Source organism: Bradyrhizobium sp. USDA 4486, assembly GCF_054057995.1.
The window spans coordinates 2,617,209-2,640,360 of record NZ_JBSRZV010000001.1 but is presented as its reverse complement, the minus strand read 5'-3'; the positions used below and the strand labels follow the sequence as shown (position 1 = coordinate 2,640,360).

Here is a 23,152-nt window from a genome sequence, read left to right as displayed (position 1 = left end):
GCGCGCTAAAGCGCGATGAGATCAGGACGAATCATGATCGCGCTTTAGGTTATTGTTTGAGCATGATCTTTTCGGAAAACCGCTTCGCACTTTTCCGGATCATGCTCTAGCCCGCCGCTTCGTCGAACTGCGCGCTCGCCTCCAGCCATTGCTCTTCCGCGCGCGCGAGCGCGTCGGCGGCGTTGGCGCGGGCCTTTGACAATTGCGCGGCCTGCTTGGGATCGCGCGTAAAAATGTCGGGCAGGGCAAGCGCGGTGTCGATCTTGGCGATGATCTCGGTGACGCGCGCGATCTCGGCCTCGGCTTCGGCGATGCGCTTCTTCAGCGAGCCGCGATTGTCCGACCTGGGGCGCTGCGGCTTCTCGCTCGGCGCAATGCGCTCCCGCGCGGCCGGCTCGGCATTGCGCGCGGAGAGCACCAGACGGCGGTACTCGTCGAGATCGCCGTCGTAATTGGTGACGGTGCGGTCGGCGACGATCCAGAGCCGCTCGGCGCAGGCCTCGATCAGATAGCGGTCATGCGAGACCATAATCACCGCGCCGGGGAATTCGTTGATGGCTTCGGCCAGCGCCGCGCGGCTGTCGATGTCGAGATGGTTGGTCGGCTCGTCCAGGATGATCATGTTGGGGCCGAAGAAAGTCGCAAGACCCAAGAGGAGCCGCGCCTTCTCGCCGCCCGACAATTTGCCGGCCTTGGTGTCGGCGGCCTTGCCGGAGAATCCGATCGCGCCGGCGCGCGCCCGCACCTTTGCCTCGGGCGCATCGCCCATCAGCTTGCGGACGTGATCGTAGGCTGAGGCGTCCTCGTTCAACTCGTCGAGCTGATGCTGCGCGAAATAGGCGATCGACAGCTTGTCCGCGCGCGTCACCTTGCCGGAGAAGGGCGCAAGGCGCCCAGCGAGCAGTTTTACAAGCGTCGACTTGCCGTTGCCGTTGGCGCCGAGGAGGGCGATGCGGTCGTCATTGTCGATGCGGAGCGTCACCCGGTTCAGCACCGGGGAAGCCGGATCGTAGCCGACCGATGCGTTGTCGACGGCGATGATCGGCGGCGACAGGATCTTTTCCGGCGCGGGAAAGCTGATCTCGCGCACGTCCTCGGTGACCAGCGCCGTGATCGGCTTCAGCCGCTCCAGCATCTTCACACGCGACTGCGCCTGCCGGGCCTTGGAGGCCTTGGCCTTGAAGCGGTCGACGAAGGACTGCAGGCGGGCGCGTTCGGCTTCCTGGCGCTTGACGGCTTTGGCATCGAGCAGTTCGCGCGCGGCGCGCTGCTCCTCGAAGGAGGAATAGGTGCCCTTGTAGAGCGTGAGCTTGCCGCGCTCCAGATGCAGGATCTGGTCGACCGAGCTTTCGAGCAGGTCGCGGTCATGGCTGATCACGATCACCGTGCGCGGATAATGCGCGAGGTGATCCTCCAGCCACAGCGTGCCTTCGAGGTCGAGATAGTTGGTGGGCTCGTCGAGCAGCAACAGATCAGGGGCGGCGAACAGCGTCGCGGCAAGCGCGACGCGCATGCGCCAGCCGCCGGAGAATTCGGCGCAGGGACGCAGCTGGTCGGCGGCGGAGAAGCCGAGACCGGAGAGGATCGCGGCCGCGCGCGCGGGCGCCGAATGCGCGTCGATGTCGACGAGCCGGGTCTGGATCTCGGCGATGCGGTGCGGGTCGGTCGCGCTTTCGGCTTCGTGAAGCAGCGCGTCGCGTTCGAGATCGGCCTTGAGCACAACCGAGATCAGGCTTTCGGGGCCATTCGGCGCTTCCTGCGCGAGGCTGCCGACGCGCCAGCGCGGCGGCAGCGTCACGGAGCCGTGCTCGGCCGCGAGCTCGCCGCGGATCACCTTGAACAGGGTCGACTTGCCGGTGCCGTTGCGTCCGACCAAGCCGACGCGCGAGCCGGGCGTGATCTGCACGGAACTCTGGTCAATCAGAAGGCGTCCGGCGAGGCGGATGGAGAGATCGGTGATGGAAAGCATGCGGCCTTGTCACCGCAAGGCGCCGCGAACGCAACCCGTTTTTCTGTGGCTCAGTGACTCCAAGGCGGCGCGAATCAAATCAATGCGGATCGCGGTCGCGCCGCCTCAGCTCGTCGAGGAGATGCTCGAGATGCGTCGGCAGCCGCGGTTCGGGGCGGATGCTCTGTTGGAGCCGTTCACCCACGGCATCGCAAATCGAGCGGCTGGTGCGCCGGTCAATCTGTTCGCAGTCATGGGCAGAAGGGCCAACCATCGCGCAGGTTCCGTGTTCTCAAGGTAAAGACACGGTATCAAGTCCTTGGCCCCCAAATTGTTTCGCTGGCCGCGGGGCATGCCCGGCATTCTAGTAAAAATTGTATTAATTGCGGTATGTGCGCAAATACAAAGCCCCGGCGCAGGGGGGAACGCCGGGGCTTCGCTTGAAGGTACCCTGGGGAAGGTACCTGGGCTTAAGGTGCTGTCGGGCTCAGTAGCAGCGGTTGATCAGCCGCCAGCGGGGTCCCCAGGGGGTCGGGACCAGCCGGCGCACGTAGCAGCCGCCATAACCGTAAGAGACGGGGGCATAATAGAAGCGGGGGCCGCCCCAGCCGTAGCCGTGGTGCCAGCCACCGCCGTGCCAGCCCCAGCCGCCGTGCCAATGAGCGGAGGCGGAGGTCGGTGCCAGCGCGGCACCCAGCGCGACCGCGGCGACAGCGGCAAGCGAAAGTTTCCTCAACATGGTGATCTCCTCAAAGACTGCCGGCGCGGGGCTATCGCGTCGATGAATGGGCCGCCGAAACGGTCTGCCAAATGATCGGCTTTGTGATCAGGCTTCGGTTTCGATAGGCCGGACCTTACGCCGGTGAAGCTGAACCCAATCCTCACGGGGGTTTCAGATTGGGTTCATCTGGGTGAAATTGCTGTAATCCATGCTGAATTCGGAAGCCCGGGCCCTGCGGCGAAGCGCCTGTGCGGCCGTTTGGGCGGTCGCTTGCCGTAACGCGAAGGCGCCGATATAAGCCCCGCAACTCGAAAACCACCGCTTTCTTCTTCAAGGACAAGATTATGGCCCTAGAACGCACTTTCTCGATCATCAAGCCCGATGCGACCGCGCGTAACCTGACCGGTGCGGTCAATGCCGTGATCGAAAAGGCGGGCCTGCGCATCGTCGCGCAGAAGCGCATCCGCATGACCAAGGAACAAGCCGAGACCTTCTATGCCGTCCACAAGGCGCGCCCCTTCTTCGGCGAGCTGGTCGAGTTCATGACCTCGGGCCCGGTTGTGGTGCAGGTCCTGGAAGGCGAGGGCGCGATCGCCAAGTACCGCGAGGTGATGGGTGCGACCGATCCGGCCAAGGCCGCCGAGGGCACCGTCCGCAAGCTCTACGCGAAGTCGATCGGCGAGAACTCGGTGCACGGCTCGGATGCGCCGGAGACCGCGGCGATCGAGATCGCGCAGTTCTTCTCGGGCAACGAGATCGTGGGCTGATCTCTTCAGCCGGCCTAAAGCGCGATGAAAGTCGTCGCGCTTTGGATTATTGTTTGAGCATGATCTTTCGGAAAACCGCTTCACAGTTTTCCGGATCATGCTTTAGGCGATGGGGCGAAAGGACGTATTGTGAACTGGCTCTGGCAGATCTTCGATCCCGCTACGATCGGGGCATTCTTCACCCAGTTCCGCAATGAGATGGCCGAACCGACCTTCTGGATTGCGGTCGGCAAGATCATCTGGATCAACGTCCTGCTCTCCGGCGACAACGCGCTGGTGATCGCGCTCGCCTGCCGCGGGCTGAAGCCGCGGCACCGGCTCTGGGGCATGATCCTCGGCGCTGGCGCAGCCGTGCTGCTGCGGATCATCTTCACCGGCGTCGTCGCCAGCCTGATGGCGCTGCCCTATCTCAAGCTCGTCGGCGGCCTTGCGCTGATCGTGATCGCGGCCAAGCTGCTGGTGCCCGAAAACGAGGACGAGGAGGGCGTCGAGTCCGCCTCGCATCTGTGGCAGGCCGTGCAGATCGTCGTCGTCGCCGACATCGTCATGAGCCTCGACAACGTCATTGCGGTCGCCGCCGCGGCCAATGGCAGCGTGCCGCTGCTGATCCTCGGCCTTGCCATCAGCGTTCCCTTGATCGTCGCCGGTGCGGCGCTGATCATGGCGCTGCTCGCCAAGCTGCCGGTGCTGGTCTGGGCCGGTGCGGCGCTGCTCGGTTGGATCGCAGGCGAGGTGATCGCGACCGATCCCGGCATCGCGCCGAAGCTGCACACGCTGTTCGACGGGCCGCTCGGCGCCTCGCTGGACAAGATGCTCACCGGCATGCGCATCCCGTTGCAATTCGGCCATGGCGGGTCGGGCGGTGAATATCTCTGCGCGGCGCTCGGTGTTGTCGTGGTGCTGGTGGTCGGCACCATCTGGCGCCGGCGCAGCCTGAGCGCGGTCGCGCTGGAATCCTCCGAGCGGCACGCCAAAGCGTCGGCTGAATAATTTTCTGACCTACCGCCGCACGATCGAGCCGTTGCGGCCGATCAGGCGGGCGAGCTGGCGGAAGCGGCTGCCGACGCGGTCGGCGACGAGGTCGACGAGCCGGTGCTCGAACACCAGCATCAGATTGCGGCCTTGGCTGCGGAAATGCGTGGCCGGCAGTACGCCCGGACGTGCCGCCGAGATCAGGTGGGCGACGCGGAACGCCGCACCGAGCAGGCGTGCGCGTTCGAGCTGCGCCGGCGTCAGCAGCTCCTGCATCGTCGCCGGCGGCTGGTTCTCTTCGCTGAGGCCCGCATAGCGATAGAATACGGACAGGCCGACGAAGGCGCGCTCGGTGTGGGTGATCGCGCCGAAATTGGCTTTGACGACGAGGCTCAGCGTCTGCTCGCCGCGATGGTCCGGATGCACGCGCCAGCCGATGTCCGAGAGCAGGCATGCGGTGTGGCGCAGGCGGCGGTCCTCCGGCGTCTCGCGCAGCTTCACCACGCGTACCAGGATATCGGTCCAGGCGATCAGCTCGCGGGCATGCTTCGCCGAGCGTGACAGCAGCTGGTTCAGCTCCTCGGCCGCGCAAATCAAGCCATCCTTGTTGCGCTCGGATTCCGTCAGCTTCTCGTGCAACAGGCCCTCGCGCACGCCGAAGGTCGAGAACACGATGGTCTTCGGCTTTGCCACGCGGATGATGTGCTCGAGCACCAGCGCCGCATAGGTGAGGAGCGGCCGGCGGGCATCGGCGACGACTTCGATGTCGGCGAGCGTGCCGGTGGCGGCCAGGCGGCGCAGACGGCGCGAGAAGTCGAGCGCTTCAGCCGCGGGAATCGAGTAGCCGTGCATCACCTGGAGCGGATAGCCGCTCTGGATGATGTGGATGCGCGCGAGCGCGCGCCAGGTGCCGCCGACGGCGTAGAAGGTGCGGCCGCGTCCACCAGTTAGCAGCTGCACCTCGTCGATTTCCTCGCGCACGATGCGGTCGGCGCGCTTGAGCGATTTGTGCGCGAGGTCCTGCAGCGCGAGGCCGCCGAGCGGCAGCGTCACGCCGCTGCGCACGCTGTTCCGGCGCACGTCGATCAGTTCGAGCGAGCCGCCGCCGAGATCGCCGACGATGCCGTCGGGAAGATGGATGCCGGAGATCACGCCGAGCGCCGACAGCCGCGCCTCGCGCGGACCGGACAGGATCTCGATCTTCACCGCGCAGATCCGTTCGGCCTTGGCGATGAAGTCGGGCCCGTTGGAGGCGTCGCGGCAGGCCGCGGTCGCGATCGCGAACACGGGGCCGACCTGCATCACGCGGCACAGCGCGCGGAAGCGCTTGAGCGAGGTCAGCGCCTTGTCGACGGCATCGGGCGCGAGCAGGCCGGTGCTCTGCACCTCGCGCCCGAGCCCGCACAGCGTCTTCTCGTTGAAGATCGGGATGAGGCTCCGCGTCAGCCCCTCATAGACGACGAGACGGACCGAGTTGGAGCCGATGTCGATGACCGCGACGCTCGAGCCGCGCTTGCGCGGCCGCTTCACTTCGACGGTCCCGGATCAGGATTGATGACGTTCATTACGGCGCGTGAGGCGGCGCGGCGAGGATTCCTTGAGCGACTTTCCACGGCCAGACAGACTCGGATTTGTCATGAAGTAGTTGTGCACGTTGAAAGGCTCCTCGCCCTTCGCGGCCTTCATACGCGTTGAGGACCCGTCCGGCAACAATTGCCAGCTCTGCTCATTGTCCTTCAGGTTGGCGACCATGATCTGTTCGAGAACCTGCTGATGCACCGTGGGATTTTGCAGCGGACACAGCACCTCGACGCGGCGGTCGAGATTGCGCGGCATCATGTCGGCCGATGAGATATACACAGCAGCTTTCGCGCTCGGCAGCCCCTGGCCCATGCCGAAGCAGTAGATTCGGCCGTGCTCCAGGAATCGTCCGATGATCGACTTGACGCGGATGTTCTCGGACAGGCCGGGAATGCCGGGCCTGAGGCAGCAGATGCCGCGCACCACGAGCTCGACCTGCACGCCGGCCTGCGACGCCTCATAGAGCGCGTCGATGATGTCGGGGTCGACCAGTGCATTCATCTTCATCCAGACCGCGCCGGGACGGCCGTGCTTGGCATGCGCAGTCTCGCCCTGGATGTGCTCGATGATGCGCTTGCGCAAGGTCAGCGGCGACACCGCCATCTTCTCCAGATCGCTCGGCGCGGCATAGCCGGTGATGAAGTTGAACACGCGCGCGGCGTCACGACCGATGGTCGGATCGGAGGTGAAGTAGGAGAGGTCGGTATAGATACGTGCGGTGACCGGATGGTAGTTGCCGGTGCCGGTGTGGACGTAGGTGGTGAGGCTGCCGCCTTCGCGGCGCACCACCATCGAGAGCTTTGCGTGCGTCTTCAGCTCGAGGAAGCCGTAGACGACCTGCACGCCGGCGCGCTCGAGGTCGCGCGCCCAGCGGATGTTGGCTTCCTCGTCGAAGCGCGCCTTGAGCTCGATCAGCGCGGTGACAGACTTGCCGGCTTCGGCGGCCTCGGCAAGCGCGCGCACGATCGGCGAGTTGTTGGAGGTACGGTACAGCGTCTGCTTGATTGCGACGACGTCGGGATCGCGCGCGGCCTGCTGCAGAAACTGCACGACGACGTCGAAAGATTCGTACGGGTGGTGGACGATGAGGTCCTTCTGGCGGATCGCCGCGAAGATATCGCCGCCATGCTCGCGCACGCGCTCGGGATGCCGCGGCACGTAAGGGGTGAATTCGAGGTCGGGACGGTCGAGACGGGTGAGCTGCGAGAGCTCGTTCATGGCGAGCACGCCGTCGACCAGGAACACCTCGTCGTCGGCGGCCGACAGCGCGTGCTGCACGAAGTTGCGCAGCTCCTCCGGCATCTTGGCGTCGATCTCGAGCCGGATCACGGATCCGCGGCGGCGGCGCTTCAGCGCCGTCTCGAACAGGCGAACGAGGTCTTCGGCCTCTTCCTCGATTTCGAGCTCGGAGTCGCGGATGATGCGGAAGGCGCCCTGGCCGTGCAGATTGTAGCCGGGGAACAGGCGGTTGATGAACAGGCTGGTGGCCTGCTCCAGTGAGATCAGCCGCACCTTGCCATCGGCCGGCAGGCGGATGAAACGGTCGATCTTGCCGGGCATGCGGATCAACGCGTTCATCTGCTTGCCGTCGGCCTCGCGCGTCAGCTGGAGCGCGATGGTGAAGCCGAGGCTCGGAATGAACGGGAAGGGGTGGGCCGGGTCGATCGCGAGCGGCGTCAGCAGCGGGAACACGTTGTTGAGGAAATAGTCCTCGATCCAGGTCCGCTCCGCCTTGGTGACGTCCTTGCCGTCGACCAGCACGATGCCGACATCGGCCAGCGTGCCGCGCAGGTCGCGCCAGATCGCCTGCTGGTCGGAGGCGAGCTGGGAGACGGTGCGGTTGATCAGCGCCAGCTGCTCGGATGGCGTCAGGCCGTCGGGCGCGCGCTCGGCAATGCCCTCGCGCACCTGGGCCTTGATGCCGGCGACGCGGACCATGAAGAACTCGTCGAGGTTATTCGCCGATATCGACAGAAATCGCACCCGCTCCAGCATGGGGTGGCTGGGATTGACCGATTCCTCCAGGACGCGGCGGTTGAAATGCAGCCAGGACAGCTCGCGATTGATGAACCGCTCGGGCCTCGTGGCGATTGCCGGCAGGCCATCGGCCTCAGGGGCTTTTTCTTTAATTTCAACGGCTTGCGCTGATTCCATGAGAAGTCGGTCCATCCAATTCGCCTCTTTGCGACTTATGTTCAAAACCGGCGGGAGCATGTGTTAGTGCGATGACGTTTCGATGACATTGATGTTCCGCCGCCGCGCCGCGTCAAGCGGCCAAGGGTGGCTGAGGCGGCCGAGGGCGGCCGGCGCTGCTCAGGCGTCCCGCAGCAGCTCGGCGGCCAGCGCCCTCGTGACGGGACGCCCGAGCCGTAGCGCCTCGCTGTCGAGCAGCTCCACAGCCTGCCGGGCAGCGGCCGAGGACCGCTCCAGGCGGGTGGCGAGATAGCTGACGACGCTCTCGTCCACCGTGAGCTGGCGATCGGCGCAGAATTTGACGATCAGACCGCGGAAAAGCTGGTCGTCGGGAGGGAACAGCGAGATGACGGGAACGGCGCGCAGGCGCGAGCGCAGGTCGCGCAGCTCGATCTCGAGGGATGCCGGCATCTCACGTCCGGTGAAGAGGATGTAGGCGCCGTCCTCGCGGGCGAGGTTCATCAGATGGAAGAGGGCGCGCTCGTCAAAATTCCCGGCCTTGAGATCCTCGACCACCAGCGCGCCGGTGGCGAGCGCGCCCGGGACACCTGCGGCGGTCAGCGCATTGGCCGTGGTCGAGCGCGCGCCGGCCTCTTCGGCCCAGATCGTGGCGAGATGGCTCTTGCCGCTGCCTTCGGGACCGGCCAGCCACATGATCCGGTTCGACCATTCCGGCCAACTGTCGATCAAGGCGAGACCGGCGGCATTCGCGGGGCCTTCGAGGAAATTGTCCCGGCTGAGGCTCTCCGCATGCGGAAGCGAAAACGCCAATTGTCGGGGATGAACGCGGCCTGCCACGCTTGCTTTGCTCCGTGCCGGCGCGCCGGCCGTGTTTGACGAGATTCGACTTCATCGAGCGGAAGTTGGCCTTTTGCGGGGCCAAGGCCCCACTGAAAAGTCCGCAACTCACCTGTCCCAACTCATTTGGCCTCGATCGTGCTCATGTGCCGCAGCCACTCGACGAGGTAGAGCGACACCGAAGAGAGCGTGAAGACCGTAACGAGGCCCATCAGGACGATGTCATAGGGCGCCGGCTTGAAGCCGAAGGCAAGCGCGGCCAGCACCAGGGCTGCGTAGGAGACCTGGGCCGCTGTGTTTAGCTTGGATACTTTCGACGGCTTCATCTCGACGGGCTTGTCGAACAGCCAGGATACGATCACGGCTGCGACGATCATGATGTCACGCGACACCACCAGGATCACGATCCAGCGCGGGATGTCGCCCCAGATGCCGAGCGCGAGGTAGATCGACACCAGCAGCGCCTTGTCGGCGAGCGGGTCGAGCAGGGCACCGAGCTCGCTCGTCATGTTGAAGCGCTTGGCCAGAAAGCCGTCGACGGCATCGCTGATGCCGGCAATCAGGAAGACGGCGAACGCCACCTCCATCTGGCTGGACACGATGGCCCAGACAATGACCGGGACGAGCATGATGCGGCCCAGGGTAATGATATTCGGAATACTCACGCGGCGCTTCCCGGCACCCGGTCTGACCTCGAATCCGGCCCCCAGGGAGGCTGAACCGGTTGATATCTCTACATAGTATAGGGCGGGGCGCTACGCTTGCCATTGCGCATCCCCGGAATTCGACGTAACCAGCCGCAAACCCACTGGAAATCGGGCATGACCGACCGCAAAAACGGCCTCACTTACGCCGATTCAGGCGTCGATATCGACGCGGGCAACCGTTTGGTCGACCTGATCAAGCCGATGGTGCGCGCCACCGCGCGGCCCGGCGCCGACGCCGAGATCGGCGGCTTCGGCGGCCTGTTCGATCTCAAGGCGGCCGGTTTCAAGGACCCGGTCCTGGTCGCCGCCACCGATGGCGTCGGAACCAAGGTCAAGATCGCGATCGAGACCGGGCTGCATGGCGGCATCGGCATCGACCTCGTCGCCATGAGCGTCAACGATCTCGTCGTGCAGGGCGCCGAGCCGCTGTTCTTCCTCGACTATTTCGCCTGCGGCAAGCTCGACCCCGAGGCCACGGCCTCGATCGTCGCGGGTGTCGCCGAGGGCTGCCGGGAATCCGGATGCGCCCTGATCGGCGGCGAGACCGCCGAGATGCCCGGCCTTTATCAGGACGGCGATTACGACCTCGGCGGCTTTGCCGTCGGCGCCGCCGAGCGCGGCACGCTGCTGCCGCGCAAGGACATTGCGGCGGGGGATGCCGTGATCGGCCTCGCCTCGTCGGGCGTGCACTCCAACGGCTTCTCGCTGGTGCGCAAGATCGTGGAACAATCCGGCCTCGGCTTCGAGGCGCCGGCGCCGTTTGCGCCCGTCATGACGCTCGGCGGCGCGCTGCTGACGCCGACGCGGCTCTACGTCAAATCCTGTCTTCGCGCGATCCGCGAGACCGGCGCGGTAAAGGGGCTCGCCCATATCACCGGCGGCGGTTTCACCGACAACATTCCGCGCGTGCTGCCGAAGGATCTCGGCGTCGGCATCGACCTCGCGCGTCTGCCCGTGCTGCCGGTGTTCAAATGGCTGGCTGCCCAAGCCGGCATCGCCGAGCTCGAAATGCTGCGCACCTTCAATTGCGGCATCGGCATGATCGCGATCGTCGAGCCCGACAAGGTCGACGAGGTTGTGCGGGTCTTCACCGACGCCGGCGAGACGGTCGCGCAGCTCGGCACCGTAATCCCGGCCGAGGGCGAGCATCGCGTCGTCTATAACGGCCATCTCGATCTGGCACTGTGATGAAGCGCCGCGTCGCCATCCTGATCTCCGGCCGCGGCTCCAACATGGCCGCGCTGATCAGGGCCGCTGCTGCGGCCGATTTCCCGGCGGAGATCGCGCTCGTGATCTCGAACAAGGCCGATGCGCTCGGGCTCGAACGGGCCAAGGCGGCCGGCGTGAACACGCTGGTGATCGAGAGCAAGCCGTTCGGCAAGGACCGCGCCGGCTTCGAGAAGGTGCTGCAGGCTGCGCTCGATCAGCACGGCATCGAGCTGATTTGCCTCGGCGGCTTCATGCGCCTGTTCACCGCCGAGTTCACCAAGGCCTGGTATGGGCGGATGCTCAACATCCATCCCTCGCTGCTGCCGTCGTTCCCCGGCCTCGATCCGCACGGCCAGGCTTTGCGCGCCGGCGTCAAGCTGTCCGGTGCGACTGTGCATTTCGTGATCCCCGAGACCGATGCGGGCCCAATCGTGATGCAGGGCGCGGTGCCCGTCAGCGACCACGACACCGCGGACACGCTGTCCGAGCGCATCCTCGAGGTCGAGCACCGCATCTATCCCGAAGCGTTGCGGCTGCTCGCGACCGGCAAGGTCAAGATCGAGGGCGATGTCTGCAAGACGGCGGGAAGCTCTGCGTCGGAGAATTTTCTGGTTGCGCCGGTGGTGGGCTGAAGCTTCACCCGCGTTTCGCCTCCTCAAACAAAATCCCCCGGCAGAGCCGGGGGAACGTCGTGATCTCTCGCGCTTGGCGTTGAGAGACATCAGGAGACCTTGAGGTTCTCCGCGGATGACTTGCCGCGGTTCTCCACGAGGTCATATTCAACCACCTGGTTCTCGTTGAGGGTCGAGAGTCCGGCGCGCTCGACGGCGGAGATGTGAACGAATACGTCCTTGTCGCCGCCGTTCGGCTTGATGAACCCATAGCCCTTGGTCGGGTTGAACCATTTGACGGTGCCCTTTTGCGGCATCCTCAGTCTCCTCCACTAGATATAAAAAAGACGCGGCCGCTGTTTCGCGTGCCACGCCACAAACGGGCTTCCGGAAGTCTGTTCGAGTCTTGAATCTCAATGTCGCGAAACGCACAGCCGAGCGGCCAATTCCGATTGTGTCCAATATTGCAACATGAAAATCGCCGGTTAGCAAGCCGCGCGCGAATTTCAAGAGCGCGCCGGCTGTCGCCAGCCGCTATTTCCAATCTGTGGCAGCGGAACCACAATTGAGCGCAATGCCTCGCGATGACGTTGCCTTCCGGTTGACCCTCCGTGGCAGTTCGGCGCAAATCGCATCATGCGCTGCACATCGTGTTGCATTTTTGCGCCGCCATTTTGCTTTGGGATTGGTCGTCATGCGCTGCACCTCGCAGCCCTCAGGGACACGGCAGACGAGCAGCGCGAACCGCGTCCGCCGGGTCGCTGCGGCGGTCGCCAAAATCGTTGCGGTCATGGCGCTCGCGCTGATCGTGATGATGTCGGCGGCGCCCGTCTTCGCGCAAAGTCCGACACCCACTCCGACCCCGACCCCGACCCCGACGCCGTCGCCCACGCCGTCGCCGACCCCTGTCCCCATGCCCACCTCGACCAACTACGATCAGTCGGCCGGCAACAGCATGCTCAATTTCGGTTCGGGATTTCTGGAGCGATTGGCCAACCAAGCCTCCAATGGCGTTGACCGGTCCTTCCGCACCAATTCCGGTGGCGGCGGCGCTTCGGCAAGCACGGAAGATCCGCGCTACCGCACCTGGTTCGAGGGCTATGGCATCTCGGTCCGCACCGATGCGCAAGGCGACTTCGTCGGCGACAAGCGCAAGACCTTCGGCGGCGTTGCCGGCCTCGGCGCGCGGATCGCGCCCGGCGTCAATCTCGGTTTCTCCATCGACCAGAGCCACACCGACATCGACGTGCCGCTCGCGCTCCAGTCCGCAACGCTCGACCTGACGCAGCTCGGCGTCAACGGCTCGGTCGACAAAGGGCCGTGGACCTGGGCTTTCGCGCTGGTGCACGGCTTCGGCAAGGTCCGCTCCAGCCGGGATACCGGCTTCGGCTTTGCGACTGCGGGCTATCGCGCCGCGGTCGACGGCGCCCTGACCGAGATCAGCTACTTCTGGACCAATGACCAGATGCGCATCGTGCCCAAGGGCGCGGTCGAATATGTGCGCGCCACCAGCGCGGCGTTCCAGGAGACCGGCGGCCTCGATCCGCTCAACGTCGGTTCCTCCACGCTCTCACGCGCGCGTGTGATGGTCGGCGCCGAGATCGGCCGCTACTTCATCCTCGACCAGAAGATCCTGGACCTGTCCGCCTACGGCAAATTCGTCGACAATTTCCACCAGGACCTCGGATCGATCCAGGTCAGCCTGGGCACCCAGAGCATCGTCGTGCCCGGCATCGGCGAAAGCCGCTACGGCATGGATGCCGGCGCCTCGGCCTCGCTCAGCGTGACCAACATGGCGCGGCTCTACGTCAATTACGACGGCAAGTTCCGCAACGAGCTGACCTCGCATCAAGGCACGGCCGGGTTCGAATATCGCTGGTAAGCCGATTCCGCCGGCGTTACGTCGGCGTCGCCGCGACGTAACCGCTCAGTCCAAATCCCTCGCGCACGGCCGTCATCATCGGCACCAGCGCGTTCGGGTGGATGAACTCGTCGCGGAAGCAGGGATAGGTCCTGGGATCGAAGATCCTCTTCAGCCAGTCGACCACGATCTTGTGTCGCTCGGAGCTGCGGAACTCCCGGTGATAGGTGAGCCAGAGATCGGCGTGGTGGCTGACGCCGAGATCGACGGCAACGAGCGGTGCGCCGAGCGCGATCGATACGGTCGGCAGGAAGCCGATGCCGGCGCCGCGTTCGACCGCATAGAGCGCGCCGACGGATGAATTGGTCTTGATGCCGACGATGCCTTCGAGCGAGGTCAGGCCGAGAATGCGGGCGTAGGCGCTGTCGTCGATTTGCGGCGCGGTTTGCTTGACGATGCGATGGTTCTTCAATTCGGCGAGCGTTGCCGGCACGCCGTAGAGCGTCTCGTATTCCCTGGAGACGAAGGGATAGATGTGGAGACGGCCGAGCTTGGCGACGATCAGGTCGGGATTGGTCGGCGGCTCGAGCTGGATCGCGATATCGGATTCGAGCCGCGCCACGTCGGACTGTTCCATCGCGCAGCGCAGGTCGACGGTGATCTTGTGATAGGTCTTCTGGAAGTCGATCAGCCGCGGCAGGATCCAGAAATTGCCGGGGCCTTCCGTCACCGCGACGCGCACGGTGCCCGCGGTGTCGTTCGACGAGCGCGAGGCGCGGCGGAAGACGTTGAAGGCGTGGCGCTCCATGTGCGCGACGTCGGCGATCATAGCGGTGCCTTCGTCGCTGAGCGTCAGTCCGCTCTGGTCACGCAGGAACAGCTTGCAGCCGATGCTTTCTTCGAGCCGGTCGATCCTGCGCATCAAAGTGGTGGAGGTGAGCCCGAGCTCCTCGGCCGCGTTGCGAAAACTTTTATATTTTGCGCACGCTAAAAACAGCTTCAAATCGTCCCAGGATGCATCCAGGGCTTCTTCACGGTGCTGCATCATCGCAGCACCCCGGTGCAATAACTGCTGCATACTCCTGATCCCCAACCGCTAAGCTCAATGTCGTAGCGGGGCGCTGAAGGCTTCGAACGATAGTGGGACGACATGAGTATGGAAAGGGGCTCGTTTGCCGCAAGGCATGATTTCGACGCGCTGCCGCAAAGCGCGGACGTCGATGTCCGTTGCGCCAAATTTTCCGAAATTGCGGCGCTTTCGGAGATGGCGCATCGGCTGGTGCCGGGCGTAGAGATCGGCGCGGCCGAGCTTGCGAGATATCTCGCCTTCGATCCGCAGAGCATCCTGACGTTCAGCCGCAAGGGCAAGCTGCTCGGCGGCATGGCCTTCCTGTTCCTCAATGAGCGCGGGCACGATGCGCTGCTGCTCGACGAGATCTGCCTGACCGCGCCCGAGACGCATTATCTGGCCGCGCCAGAGCAAGACGCTGCTGCCATCTACATCTGGGCGATCGCGGCGAGGGGCCGTGGCATCACCGGCCTCGGCAAGGCCGCGGCTCATCTGCGACAGCTAAGGTTTCGCAGCGCCGATTGCTATGCACAGCCGTCAACCGTGGCCGGACGCGACATCATGAGGGCGACAGGCTTCGAACCTGTCCCGAGCTTCCAACCCGATCTCTGGTGCTACCAGCGCCCCTGGCACAGGCAGCCGCTGCGCATGCCCGGCGCGATCAATCACGCAAGGAGTTTTGCAGATGCACGGTACTAGGATTCCTCTCGCCAAGCCCGACTCCCGCGCCATCACCATCCGTCTCGCGCGCGATCCCAGCGATCTCATGCTGGTCACCGCGATCCGCTCCGCAGTCTATCTCGCCGAGCAGGATTGTCCGTTCGAGGAGGAGTTCGACGGCAACGACATGGTTGCCGCGCATTTCATCGGCTATGTCGGCAACGAGCCGGCGGGCTGCCTACGGGTTCGCTTCTTCGGCGATTTCGCCAAGGTGGAGCGGCTTGCGGTGCGGCACCAATATCGGCGCTCGCGGGTCTCGTTCAAGCTGGTGCAGGCCAGCGTCGACTATGTGAAGCGCAAGGGGTTCCGCAAGATCTACGGCCAGGCGCAGGACCGGCTGGTCGATTTCTGGGCCCATTTCGGCGCCAAGCCGCTCGGCCACAATCGCAAGATCACCTTCTCCGATTTCTCCTACACGGAGATGCTGCTGGAGATCGAGCCGGGGCCGGATGCCATCACGCTCGATAGTGATCCCTATGTGATCATTCGCCCCGAGGGCGACTGGGACCGGCCGGGCGTGCTCGACGCATCCGCGGGGCGGGCGGTGACATCGCCGCTGCGGGACCTCGCACTCGCAGATCGCTGAAACTGGTGCAGCTGCGCGCAAGATTATGCCGATCTCTGCTGACGATGATCCGCCCATCCTGATCTGCGCGGATCTCCAGGTCGAATATCTGACCCCCGGGCGACGCCATCTCATCCACGACGGCGATGCCGCCACTGTGCGCTGCCTGGAACTGCTCACCCTGTGGCGCAGCAATCTCCAGCCGGTGATGCATCTGAAGCGGATCGCGCAGGCGGCCTGGTTCAATCCGGCATCCAGACTGACCGATTGGATCGAGGAAGCGAGGCCGCGGCCGGGCGAGATGACGTTCGAGCATCCGCTGCCCTCGGCCTACAGCTCCGCGCGGTTCGTGGACTACATGTCCAATATCCGCAATGTGCGCTGCGTTCTGATCGGCTTTTCGCTTGACGAGACCATCCTGGCCACCGCCATCGACGGGTTTCACCGCAGCCATCGCTATCAGGTGATCGGCGATGCCGTGGCTTGCCGGCAGGCGGGCACGGGCGATGCCGTCGCCTACAAGCACGCGGTAGTGAATGTCATCGGGAATTTTGCTACAGTTCATCCCAGCGCCGAACTGATCAGAACCAGCGGCGCCGTTGCGGTGTAGGCGGCCGCGATCGGCGGATGGGGTGGGACATTGTCACGGGGAGAAGAACTCAAGGAGCTGGCGAGCGATCTATCGCGTGCGGCCGAGCGGGCGCGCCGGCTTGGTCTGCCGACGACGGTCTATCTGCTCTCGATGGCACTCGTCGAGGTGAGGGAAGCCGCTGCCACCGACGACGGGGATGACGACAGCGCGGCGTGAGAGCTGCCCCGGATGCGGCGCGCATGTGCGGCATTGTGCAACGCGGCTGAGCGCTGGCTGCCGACGAATTGGCGTTGCAAGTCTTGCCTCGCCACAATAGCCAAGTAACGTGATGATCGAGTGATCGACGCCGGCCGGCGGCGACGTGACGATTGACGTGACGATTCAAGGATGCCTGCAAATGTCCATGCTGCCCAATTCGCAAGAGGCCCGGGATGTGGCCTACCAGCTCCATCCCTACACCAATGCGCGCACCCATCAGCAGGCCGGTCCCCTGGTGATCGAGCGCGGCGAGGGCCCTTACGTGTTCGATGCGGCGGGCAAGCGCTATTTCGAGGCGATGGCGGGCCTGTGGAGCGTCGGGCTCGGCTTCAACGAGAAGCGGCTGGTCGAGGCCGCGCACAAGCAGATGCAGGCGCTGCCGTTCTACCACACGTTTTCCGCCAAATCGCACGGCCCCTCGATCGATCTCGCCGAGAAGCTGGTCGCGCTCGCGCCCGTGCCGATGAGCAAAGTGTTCTTCACCAACTCCGGTTCGGAGGCCAACGACAGCGTCCTCAAGCTGATCGCCTATCGCTCCAATGCGCTCGGCCAGCCCCAGCGCAAGAAGGTGATCAGCCGGATGCGCGCCTATCACGGAGTCACCATTGCCTCGGCCAGCCTCACGGGCCTGCCGAACAACCACCGCTCGTTCGACCTGCCACTGCCGAACATCCTGCACACCGGCTCGCCGCATTTCTACAAGGACGGCGCGCCCGGCGAGAGCGAGGAGGCTTTCGCGACGCGCCGGGCCGAGGAGCTCGACGCGCTGATTCAGAAGGAAGGGCCGGACACGATCGCGGCCTTCTTCGGCGAACCGGTGATGGGCGCGGGCGGCGTCATCGTGCCTCCGGCAACCTACTGGGACAAGATCCAGGCCGTCCTGAAGAAGTACGATATTCTGCTGGTCGCGGATGAGGTGATCTGTGGCTTCGGCCGCACCGGCAAAATGTTCGGCTGCGAGACCTACGGCATCAAGCCGGATGCGATGGTGGTCTCCAAGCAGATCACCTCGAGCTACTTCCCGCTGTCGGCGATCATCCTCAACGACCGCATGTTCGAGCCGATCGCGGACGAGAGCAACAAGATCGGCGTGCTCGGCCACGGCTTCACCGCGGGCGGCCATCCGGTCGGCTCGGCGATTGCGCTTGAAAACCTCAAGATCATCGAGGAGCGCGGCCTGGTCGCGCATGCCGCCGAGCTCGGCGGCTACATGCAGGGCCGCTTACGCGAGCTCACGAGCCACCCGCTGGTCGGCGAGGTCCGCGGCGTCGGCATGATCGCAGCGCTCGAGCTTGTGCTGGACAAGGATCGCAAGACTGCGGCGGCGACGCCCGGCGCCGTGGGCGGTATCGCCAGCCGCATGCTCCAGGAGCGCGGCGTGATCTCGCGCAACATGCTGGATGCCATCGCCATCTGCCCGCCGCTGATCACGACCAAGGCCCAGCTCGACGAGCTGGTCACCGCAATATCAGGTGTCCTGAATGACATGAAGGGCGAAGTGGCGAAGCTGACGCCGGCGTAGAACGCGCTGTCGCGTCAGATTTCCGTCATTGCGAGCGAAGCGAAGCAATCCAGGCTGTTTCCGCGGAAAGATTCTGGATTGCTCGCTGCGCTCGCAATGACCTGTGGTTGGCATTGCGCCAGCTATAGCGAGCGTTTGTGCGGGCCTACGCCCGCTGCACCCCGACCACGCGGCCCTTTTCGATCGCCAGCGCCAGCTCGCCGCGCTTGAGCTTCAAGGCGGCCTCGCCGAACAGCTCGCGGCGCCAGCCGCGCAAGGCGGGGACATCGGCCTCGTCACTGGCTGCGATCTCCTCGAGATCGTCGACGGTGGCGATCACTTTGCTCGCGACCGCATGGCGCTCCGCGGTCATGCGCAGCAGCACCTTCAACAGCTCGACGATCGCCGCGCCGTTATTGTTGTTGCGCGGCTTCTCCAGCTTCGGCAGCGTGGAGAAATCCCGCGCCAGCCCGCGCTCGACCGCGGCGATGATATCCGCGCCCCATTTGGATTTCTCAAAGCCCTTCGGCACCGAGCGAAGATGGGCGAGCTTCTCGAGCGTGTTCGGCGCATGGGTGGCGATATCGCTGATGGCCTCGTCGCGCAGCACGCGCCCGCGCGGCACGTCGCGGCTCTGCGCCTCCTGCTCGCGCCATGCCGCGACCTCCATCAGGACGGCGAGGTCCTTGGGCTTGCGCACGCGCGTCTTCAGCCGCTCCCAGGCGCGCTCGGGGTGGAAGTCGTAGGTGCGGGGCGAGGTCAAAACCTCCATCTCGATCGAGACCCATTCGCTGCGTCGGCGCTTCTTCAGGTCGGCGTCGAGCGCGGCGAAGACGTCGCGCAAATGCGTGACGTCGGACACCGCGTAATGCATCTGCTCTTTGCTAAGCGGCCGACGCGACCAGTCGGTGAAGCGGTGGGTCTTGTCCGGGCGATGGCCTGTGACCTTCTCGACCAGCTGGTCGTAGGCGATGCTGTCGCCATAGCCCAGCACCATGGCGGCGACCTGGGTGTCGAACACCGGGTGGGGGATGATGTTGGCCTGATGCCAGATGATCTCGATGTCCTGGCGGGCGGCGTGGAACACCTTCAGCACGCTCTCATTGGCCATCAGCTCGAAGAACGGCTTGAGGTCGATGCCCTCGGCAAGGGCGTCGATGACCACGGCCTCCTCGGCGCTGGCCATCTGCACCACGCACAGCAGCGGGTAATAGGTGGTCTCGCGCAGGAACTCGGTATCGACGGTAATGACGGGGTGCTTGGCGAGGCGGCTGCAGGCAGCCGCGAGGTCAGCGGTGGTGGTAATTAAATCCATGAACGGCCCATGACACGTGCCATCAGCCGTTCTGCCGAAAGTGCTGTGATGTCAAGGGGCTCTGAGCGAATTCGAGCCCTGCATCGGGCCGGAATCGGCCCTTTCCGCGGAAAATTCCTATTCGTAGCGGATTCGGTGCGAGGATTTGCGGGCGCAGGGCAGCGCCACCACGACCACGCACATGGCGACCAGGGCCAGTCCCAGGAACTCGAAAACCAACAGATCCACGGCGAAATCTCCAGAAACATTGATAGATTTGTCGGGGGTGCGTTGACGGTCTGTTAATTCTCGTGGTTACCGGCGGCGGGCCAGGCCGAATGGTGGACGGGAAGTTAACGGGGGGCCTGAGCTTCGCTTCACGCCATCAGCTTCGGCAAGGCCGCGGCCAGCGTGTCCACGGCGACACGGACTTTTGGGGGCAGGTGGGGCGAACGCGGCCACAACGCGTGGCAGTCGTAGAGGAATTCGCCCTGGCTCGCGAAGACATCGACCAGCGCGCCGGTGTTAAGGCGTTCGCGGACCAGCCAATAGGGCAGCCACGCAAGCCCCATGCCTTGTGCGGCGGCATCGGCGATCGCCTCCATATCGTCCAGCCTCAGCCGCCCTGACGGCATGATCTCGCGTGGAGGCTCGCCCTCCCGCGGAAACAGCCACGGCCGGACGCGTCCAGAACGGCGGTAGATGATCGCCTGGTGAGCGCCGAGATCGTCGAGCGATTTCGGCCTGCCGTTGGCACGCAAATACGAGCGCGCGCCGCACACCACCATCCGCTGGCGTGCGATGCGCCGCGCGATCAGGCCGAACTGGTCGTCGAGATCGCCGGTGCGGATCGCAAGATCGTAGCCGGCCTCCATGATGTCGGCGATCGGATCGCCGAAGGAGAGGTCGAGTTCAAGGTGCGGATATTTCCGCGCGAGTTTCATCAAGAGCGGCGCGATGCAGTGCCGTCCCAGCAGGGCCGGCATGGTCACGCGCAGCCTGCCGCGCGGCTCGGACAACTCTTCGGCAACGGCGGCATCGGCCGCTTCGGCCTCGTTCAGCACCGCACGGCAGCGCTCGTAATAGGCCTGGCCAGTCTCGGTCAGGCTCTGGCGCCGCGTCGTGCGGTTGAGGAGGCGGACGCCGAGGCGCTCTTCGAGGAATCGCACATGCTTGCCGACCATCGGCCCAGACATCTCCAGGGCGTCGGCCGCCGCGGCGAACGAGCCGAGGTCGACGGCCCGAACGAACACGGCCATGCTGGTCAGGCGGTCCATGATTGAAAACTCCTGGTTTCGACTGTTGGCTCGTGGAGCCGATTTATCGGCTTCCCCAGGTTCGGCATACCTCCATTCAGTTCAACTGTCTTGGAGTGTGCCCATGGCTCGCGTCGTCCGCTTTTATCAACATGGCGGCCCTGGGGTGCTGCGCATCGAAACTGTCGACGCTCCGCCGCCGGCAAGGGGTGAAGTTCAGATCCGGGTCTGGGCGCTTGGGCTCAACCGCGCGGAAGCCCTGTTGCGAAGGGGCACCTATATCGAGAGCGCGATATTTCCGTCCGGCCTTGGTCTGGAGGCGGCCGGCATCGTCGAGGCGGTCGGGGAAGGCGTGATCGGCTTCGTGCCGGGTGATGCCGTCAGCGTCGTGCCGCCCTTGTCGATGGTGCGATGGCCGGCCTATGCCGAGCTCGCGACATTCCCGGCCGAACTCGTCGTGAAGCATCCGCCCGAGCTCGGCTTCGAGACGGCTGCCGCGGTATGGATGCAGTATCTGACGGCCTACGGCGCGCTGGTCGACATCGCCGGACTCTTGCGAGGGGATGTCGTCGCCATCACGGCGGCATCGAGCAGCGTCGGGCTGGCGGCCATCCAGATCGCGAACCGGATCGGCGCAGTTCCTATCGCCTTGACGCGAACCTCGGCGAAGCGGAAAGCCTTGCTCGATGCCGGCGCGGGCCACGTCATCGCATCGGCCGAAGAGGATATCCGCGCGCGGCTGGCGGAGATCGCCGGTTCGAAGGGTGTCCGCGTGGTGTTTGACGCCGTCGGCGGGCCAGCCTTCGAGCCGCTGACCGCGGCCATGTCGCCGGGCGGCATCTTGATCGAGTATGGCGGGCTGAGCCCCGAGCCGACGCCGTTTCCGCTGTTCAACGTGTTGACCAAGAGCCTGGTGTTGCGCGGTTACCTCGTGCACGAGATCATCCGAGATTCCGTGCGCCTTGCGCGAGCCAAGGCCTTCATCCTCGAGGGGCTCGCGGATGGGACGTTGCGGCCGATCATCGCTCGAATCTTTCGGTTCGAGGATATCGTCGAGGCGCATCGTTTCCTGGAGTCGAATGCGCAGTTCGGGAAGATCGTTGTGACGTTCTGAGTCGGTGCGTCCAAAAACGCATTCGGCGCCCCGCACTGCGGGGCGCCGAAATTGTCGGTCAATCGAACGCCCGCCTTACGGCAGCTTCAGCGAGGTCTCGGCATTGTACGGCTTGAGCGTTTCGTCCGCAGCCTTCTGGGCGGCGGCGAGGGCTTCCTTCGGCTGCTTCTTGCCGTTGAGGACGAGCATGACCTCGTCCTCGAGGTTCTTGCGGACAGGGACGGTCTTGTAGGTCGCGAACCAGGGTTTTGCCACGTCGAGCTGCTCGACGGCGGTCTTGGCGTCCGGGTTCTTGTTGAGGAAGTCGACCATCTCGGGCGTCTTGTAGGCGGCCATGTTGGGCGCGAAATAACCGGTGGCACGGCTCCACCAGCCGCTCTTCTCGGGCGAGGTCATCCACTTGATCAGCGTCCAGGCGGCCTTCTGCTTGTCGGCCTCGAGGCCTGCCGGCATGATCAGCGAGGCGCCGCCGATCGGCACGGCGTTGCGGACGTTGCGCGGGATGAAGGCGACCTTGTAGGCGAACTTGGCATTGTCGCGCACGTAGGTGAGCGAGCCCGTCGAGAGCATCATCATCGCGGCATTGCCGGAGATGAAGGAGGTGCTGACGGCGGGGCCGGGCGTGGCGCCGGGGGCGTGGACCTTGTGCTTGTAGATGAGGTCGTTCCACCAGGTCAGCGCACCGAGCATCGAGGGCGTGTCGTAGTAGACTTCACCGCCGAACTCCTCGTTGTAGTAGCGCCCGCCGTTGGTCATGGTGAACGTTTCCATCATCCAGCCGCAATAGTCGTAGGCGCAGGGGATCGCGATGCCCCATTGGGTCACCTTGTCGGCCTCGCGCTTGGTGAGCTTCTTGGCCCAGTCGGTGAGCTCGGCCCAGGTCTGCGGCGGCTTGTCCGGATCGAGGCCGGCTTCCTTGGCCTTGTCGGCGTTGATGTAGAGCAGCGGCGTCGAATTGTGGAACGGCACGCCGTAGACCGAGCGGTTGATCACCGCATTGCCCTGCAGCGCAGGGAAGAACTGGCCGAGGAACTGGTCCTTGGTGCTGCCGTCGGCGGCGATCAGACCGTCGAGATTGGTGAGCTCGTTCTCGATCTGCATGTCGAGCAGGAAGTTCGCCGACATGATGACGGCAGCCGGGGGCTTGCCGGCCTTGATCGAAGCGCGGGTCTTGATCAGCGTGTCGTCATAGGAGCCGGTATAGACGGCGGTCGCCTTGATCGCCGGATGGGTCTCGTTGAACTCTTTGATCAAGGTGCCCATGTCACGGGCGAGCTTGCCGTCGACCGGCACGGGGAAGAACAGGTCGATCTCGGTCGGACCTTCGGCCATCACCGGGGCGGCGAGGGCGCCTACCATGGAGCCAGCCACGGCGAGGCCCAGCATGAGCCTGCGGGTAAACTGCATCGGAAAAT

Annotated in this window: 23 protein-coding genes; 12 read left to right on the top strand and 11 right to left on the bottom strand. The window is 64.8% G+C overall.

What is annotated here, in order from left to right:
• Positions 1–106: 106 nt before the first annotated feature.
• Entirely contained in the window at positions 107–1,969 is a 1,863-nt protein-coding gene (locus tag ACVWY3_RS13030; RefSeq protein WP_456838802.1) for an ABC-F family ATP-binding cassette domain-containing protein, read from the bottom strand.
• On the opposite strand from ACVWY3_RS13030, the gene ACVWY3_RS13025 reads away from it, so the two are divergent.
• On the top strand, positions 1,956–2,249 hold the full coding sequence (locus ACVWY3_RS13025) for a hypothetical protein (protein ID WP_456843578.1): 294 nt from the start codon (positions 1,956–1,958) through the stop codon (positions 2,247–2,249). The two genes, ACVWY3_RS13030 and ACVWY3_RS13025, sit on opposite strands and share 14 nt — an antisense overlap.
• A 186-nt stretch (positions 2,250–2,435) precedes the next feature.
• On the opposite strand, the gene ACVWY3_RS13020 is transcribed toward ACVWY3_RS13025, so the two are convergent.
• Complete coding sequence (locus tag ACVWY3_RS13020) at positions 2,436–2,687, bottom strand: sulfur globule protein precursor (RefSeq protein ID WP_456838801.1); 252 nt, start codon at positions 2,685–2,687, stop codon at positions 2,436–2,438.
• A 326-nt stretch (positions 2,688–3,013) separates the two neighbouring features.
• Between ACVWY3_RS13020 and ndk the strand changes: the two genes are divergently transcribed.
• On the top strand, positions 3,014–3,436 hold the full coding sequence (gene ndk, locus ACVWY3_RS13015) for a nucleoside-diphosphate kinase (protein WP_456838800.1): 423 nt from the start codon (positions 3,014–3,016) through the stop codon (positions 3,434–3,436).
• A gap of 129 nt (positions 3,437–3,565) precedes the next feature.
• Entirely contained in the window at positions 3,566–4,426 is an 861-nt protein-coding gene (locus ACVWY3_RS13010) for a TerC family protein (RefSeq protein WP_456838799.1), read from the top strand.
• Between the two features lie 9 nt (positions 4,427–4,435).
• On the opposite strand, the gene ppx is transcribed toward ACVWY3_RS13010, so the two are convergent.
• From ppx to ACVWY3_RS12990, 4 genes are all read right to left on the bottom strand, one after another.
• Positions 4,436–5,938 carry an exopolyphosphatase gene (gene ppx, locus ACVWY3_RS13005; protein ID WP_456838798.1) on the bottom strand — a complete coding sequence of 501 codons (1,503 nt, stop codon included), beginning with the start codon at positions 5,936–5,938 and terminating at the stop codon, positions 4,436–4,438.
• 15 nt (positions 5,939–5,953) lie between these two features.
• A complete protein-coding gene (locus ACVWY3_RS13000) occupies positions 5,954–8,143 on the bottom strand; it encodes an RNA degradosome polyphosphate kinase (RefSeq protein ID WP_456843354.1) in 2,190 nt (729 codons plus the stop codon).
• A 159-nt stretch (positions 8,144–8,302) separates the two neighbouring features.
• A complete protein-coding gene (locus tag ACVWY3_RS12995; protein ID WP_456838797.1) occupies positions 8,303–8,980 on the bottom strand; it encodes a chromosomal replication initiator DnaA in 678 nt (225 codons plus the stop codon).
• 122 nt (positions 8,981–9,102) lie between these two features.
• Positions 9,103–9,645 carry a CDP-alcohol phosphatidyltransferase family protein gene (locus ACVWY3_RS12990; protein WP_456838796.1) on the bottom strand — a complete coding sequence of 181 codons (543 nt, stop codon included), beginning with the start codon at positions 9,643–9,645 and terminating at the stop codon, positions 9,103–9,105.
• Positions 9,646–9,801: 156 nt separating this feature from the next.
• Here ACVWY3_RS12990 and purM point away from each other — a divergent pair, with 156 nt between their 5' ends.
• Together purM and purN are read left to right on the top strand one after the other, a co-directional pair.
• Entirely contained in the window at positions 9,802–10,875 is a 1,074-nt protein-coding gene (gene purM, locus ACVWY3_RS12985; RefSeq protein ID WP_456838795.1) for a phosphoribosylformylglycinamidine cyclo-ligase, read from the top strand.
• The gene (gene purN / locus ACVWY3_RS12980; protein WP_456838794.1) at positions 10,875–11,528 is read left to right on the top strand and encodes a phosphoribosylglycinamide formyltransferase; all 654 of its coding nucleotides are present in this window, start codon (positions 10,875–10,877) and stop codon (positions 11,526–11,528) included. The genes purM and purN overlap by 1 nt, the downstream gene beginning before the upstream one ends.
• Positions 11,529–11,617: 89 nt before the next feature.
• Here purN and ACVWY3_RS12975 read toward each other — a convergent pair whose 3' ends face one another.
• On the bottom strand, positions 11,618–11,824 hold the full coding sequence (locus ACVWY3_RS12975; RefSeq protein ID WP_008551638.1) for a cold-shock protein: 207 nt from the start codon (positions 11,822–11,824) through the stop codon (positions 11,618–11,620).
• 377 nt (positions 11,825–12,201) lie between these two features.
• Between ACVWY3_RS12975 and ACVWY3_RS12970 the strand changes: the two genes are divergently transcribed.
• Positions 12,202–13,389, top strand: coding sequence for an autotransporter outer membrane beta-barrel domain-containing protein (locus tag ACVWY3_RS12970; RefSeq protein ID WP_456838793.1), 1,188 nt, complete (start codon positions 12,202–12,204; stop codon positions 13,387–13,389).
• Positions 13,390–13,405: 16 nt separating this feature from the next.
• Here the strand turns inward: ACVWY3_RS12970 and ACVWY3_RS12965 are convergent, their stop codons facing one another.
• Positions 13,406–14,446, bottom strand: a complete 1,041-nt coding sequence (locus ACVWY3_RS12965; RefSeq protein ID WP_456838792.1) for a LysR family transcriptional regulator — start codon at positions 14,444–14,446, stop codon at positions 13,406–13,408.
• A gap of 72 nt (positions 14,447–14,518) precedes the next feature.
• On the opposite strand from ACVWY3_RS12965, the gene ACVWY3_RS12960 reads away from it, so the two are divergent.
• From ACVWY3_RS12960 to ACVWY3_RS12940, 5 genes are all read left to right on the top strand, one after another.
• On the top strand, positions 14,519–15,136 hold the full coding sequence (locus ACVWY3_RS12960) for a hypothetical protein (protein ID WP_456838791.1): 618 nt from the start codon (positions 14,519–14,521) through the stop codon (positions 15,134–15,136).
• Positions 15,123–15,743, top strand: coding sequence for a GNAT family N-acetyltransferase (locus ACVWY3_RS12955; RefSeq protein ID WP_018645421.1), 621 nt, complete (start codon positions 15,123–15,125; stop codon positions 15,741–15,743). Before ACVWY3_RS12960 ends, ACVWY3_RS12955 begins: the two co-directional genes overlap by 14 nt.
• A 25-nt stretch (positions 15,744–15,768) precedes the next feature.
• Entirely contained in the window at positions 15,769–16,332 is a 564-nt protein-coding gene (locus tag ACVWY3_RS12950; RefSeq protein ID WP_456838790.1) for an isochorismatase family protein, read from the top strand.
• A 30-nt stretch (positions 16,333–16,362) separates the two neighbouring features.
• A complete protein-coding gene (locus ACVWY3_RS12945) occupies positions 16,363–16,530 on the top strand; it encodes a hypothetical protein (RefSeq protein ID WP_456838789.1) in 168 nt (55 codons plus the stop codon).
• Between the two features lie 181 nt (positions 16,531–16,711).
• Positions 16,712–18,094, top strand: a complete 1,383-nt coding sequence (locus ACVWY3_RS12940; protein ID WP_456838788.1) for an aspartate aminotransferase family protein — start codon at positions 16,712–16,714, stop codon at positions 18,092–18,094.
• Positions 18,095–18,239: 145 nt separating this feature from the next.
• On the opposite strand, the gene rnd is transcribed toward ACVWY3_RS12940, so the two are convergent.
• Positions 18,240–19,388 (bottom strand): ribonuclease D, encoded by a 1,149-nt coding sequence (gene rnd, locus ACVWY3_RS12935; RefSeq protein ID WP_456838787.1) that lies wholly within the window; start codon positions 19,386–19,388, stop codon positions 18,240–18,242.
• A 356-nt stretch (positions 19,389–19,744) separates the two neighbouring features.
• Positions 19,745–20,644: a LysR family transcriptional regulator gene (locus ACVWY3_RS12930; RefSeq protein ID WP_456838786.1), complete on the bottom strand. Its 900-nt coding sequence runs from the start codon at positions 20,642–20,644 to the stop codon at positions 19,745–19,747.
• Between the two features lie 103 nt (positions 20,645–20,747).
• On the opposite strand from ACVWY3_RS12930, the gene ACVWY3_RS12925 reads away from it, so the two are divergent.
• A complete protein-coding gene (locus ACVWY3_RS12925) occupies positions 20,748–21,737 on the top strand; it encodes a zinc-dependent alcohol dehydrogenase family protein (protein WP_456838785.1) in 990 nt (329 codons plus the stop codon).
• Between the two features lie 75 nt (positions 21,738–21,812).
• On the opposite strand, the gene ACVWY3_RS12920 is transcribed toward ACVWY3_RS12925, so the two are convergent.
• Positions 21,813–23,144: an extracellular solute-binding protein gene (locus ACVWY3_RS12920; protein ID WP_456838784.1), complete on the bottom strand. Its 1,332-nt coding sequence runs from the start codon at positions 23,142–23,144 to the stop codon at positions 21,813–21,815.
• Positions 23,145–23,152 lie beyond the last annotated feature (8 nt).

Excerpts from the sequence above, each read along its gene's own strand:
- ACVWY3_RS12920 (WP_456838784.1), bottom strand. The coding sequence starts at position 23,144 with ATGCAGTTTACCCGCAGGCTCATGCTGGGCCTCGCCGTGGCTGGCTCC.
- ACVWY3_RS13000 (WP_456843354.1), bottom strand. The coding sequence starts at position 8,143 with ATGGAATCAGCGCAAGCCGTTGAAATTAAAGAAAAAGCCCCTGAGGCC.
- ACVWY3_RS13030 (WP_456838802.1), bottom strand. The coding sequence starts at position 1,969 with ATGCTTTCCATCACCGATCTCTCCATCCGCCTCGCCGGACGCCTTCTG.
- ACVWY3_RS12950 (WP_456838790.1), top strand. The coding sequence starts at position 15,769 with ATGCCGATCTCTGCTGACGATGATCCGCCCATCCTGATCTGCGCGGAT.
- ACVWY3_RS12955 (WP_018645421.1), top strand. The coding sequence starts at position 15,123 with ATGCACGGTACTAGGATTCCTCTCGCCAAGCCCGACTCCCGCGCCATC.
- purN (WP_456838794.1), top strand. The coding sequence starts at position 10,875 with ATGAAGCGCCGCGTCGCCATCCTGATCTCCGGCCGCGGCTCCAACATG.
- rnd (WP_456838787.1), bottom strand. The coding sequence starts at position 19,388 with ATGGATTTAATTACCACCACCGCTGACCTCGCGGCTGCCTGCAGCCGC.
- ACVWY3_RS13020 (WP_456838801.1), bottom strand. The coding sequence starts at position 2,687 with ATGTTGAGGAAACTTTCGCTTGCCGCTGTCGCCGCGGTCGCGCTGGGT.
- ACVWY3_RS12960 (WP_456838791.1), top strand. The coding sequence starts at position 14,519 with ATGAGTATGGAAAGGGGCTCGTTTGCCGCAAGGCATGATTTCGACGCG.
- ACVWY3_RS12930 (WP_456838786.1), bottom strand. The coding sequence starts at position 20,644 with ATGGACCGCCTGACCAGCATGGCCGTGTTCGTTCGGGCCGTCGACCTC.
- ACVWY3_RS12925 (WP_456838785.1), top strand. The coding sequence starts at position 20,748 with ATGGCTCGCGTCGTCCGCTTTTATCAACATGGCGGCCCTGGGGTGCTG.
- ACVWY3_RS12970 (WP_456838793.1), top strand. The coding sequence starts at position 12,202 with ATGCGCTGCACCTCGCAGCCCTCAGGGACACGGCAGACGAGCAGCGCG.
- ACVWY3_RS12940 (WP_456838788.1), top strand. The coding sequence starts at position 16,712 with ATGTCCATGCTGCCCAATTCGCAAGAGGCCCGGGATGTGGCCTACCAG.
- ACVWY3_RS12975 (WP_008551638.1), bottom strand. The coding sequence starts at position 11,824 with ATGCCGCAAAAGGGCACCGTCAAATGGTTCAACCCGACCAAGGGCTAT.
- ndk (WP_456838800.1), top strand. The coding sequence starts at position 3,014 with ATGGCCCTAGAACGCACTTTCTCGATCATCAAGCCCGATGCGACCGCG.
- purM (WP_456838795.1), top strand. The coding sequence starts at position 9,802 with ATGACCGACCGCAAAAACGGCCTCACTTACGCCGATTCAGGCGTCGAT.
- ACVWY3_RS12965 (WP_456838792.1), bottom strand. The coding sequence starts at position 14,446 with ATGCAGCAGTTATTGCACCGGGGTGCTGCGATGATGCAGCACCGTGAA.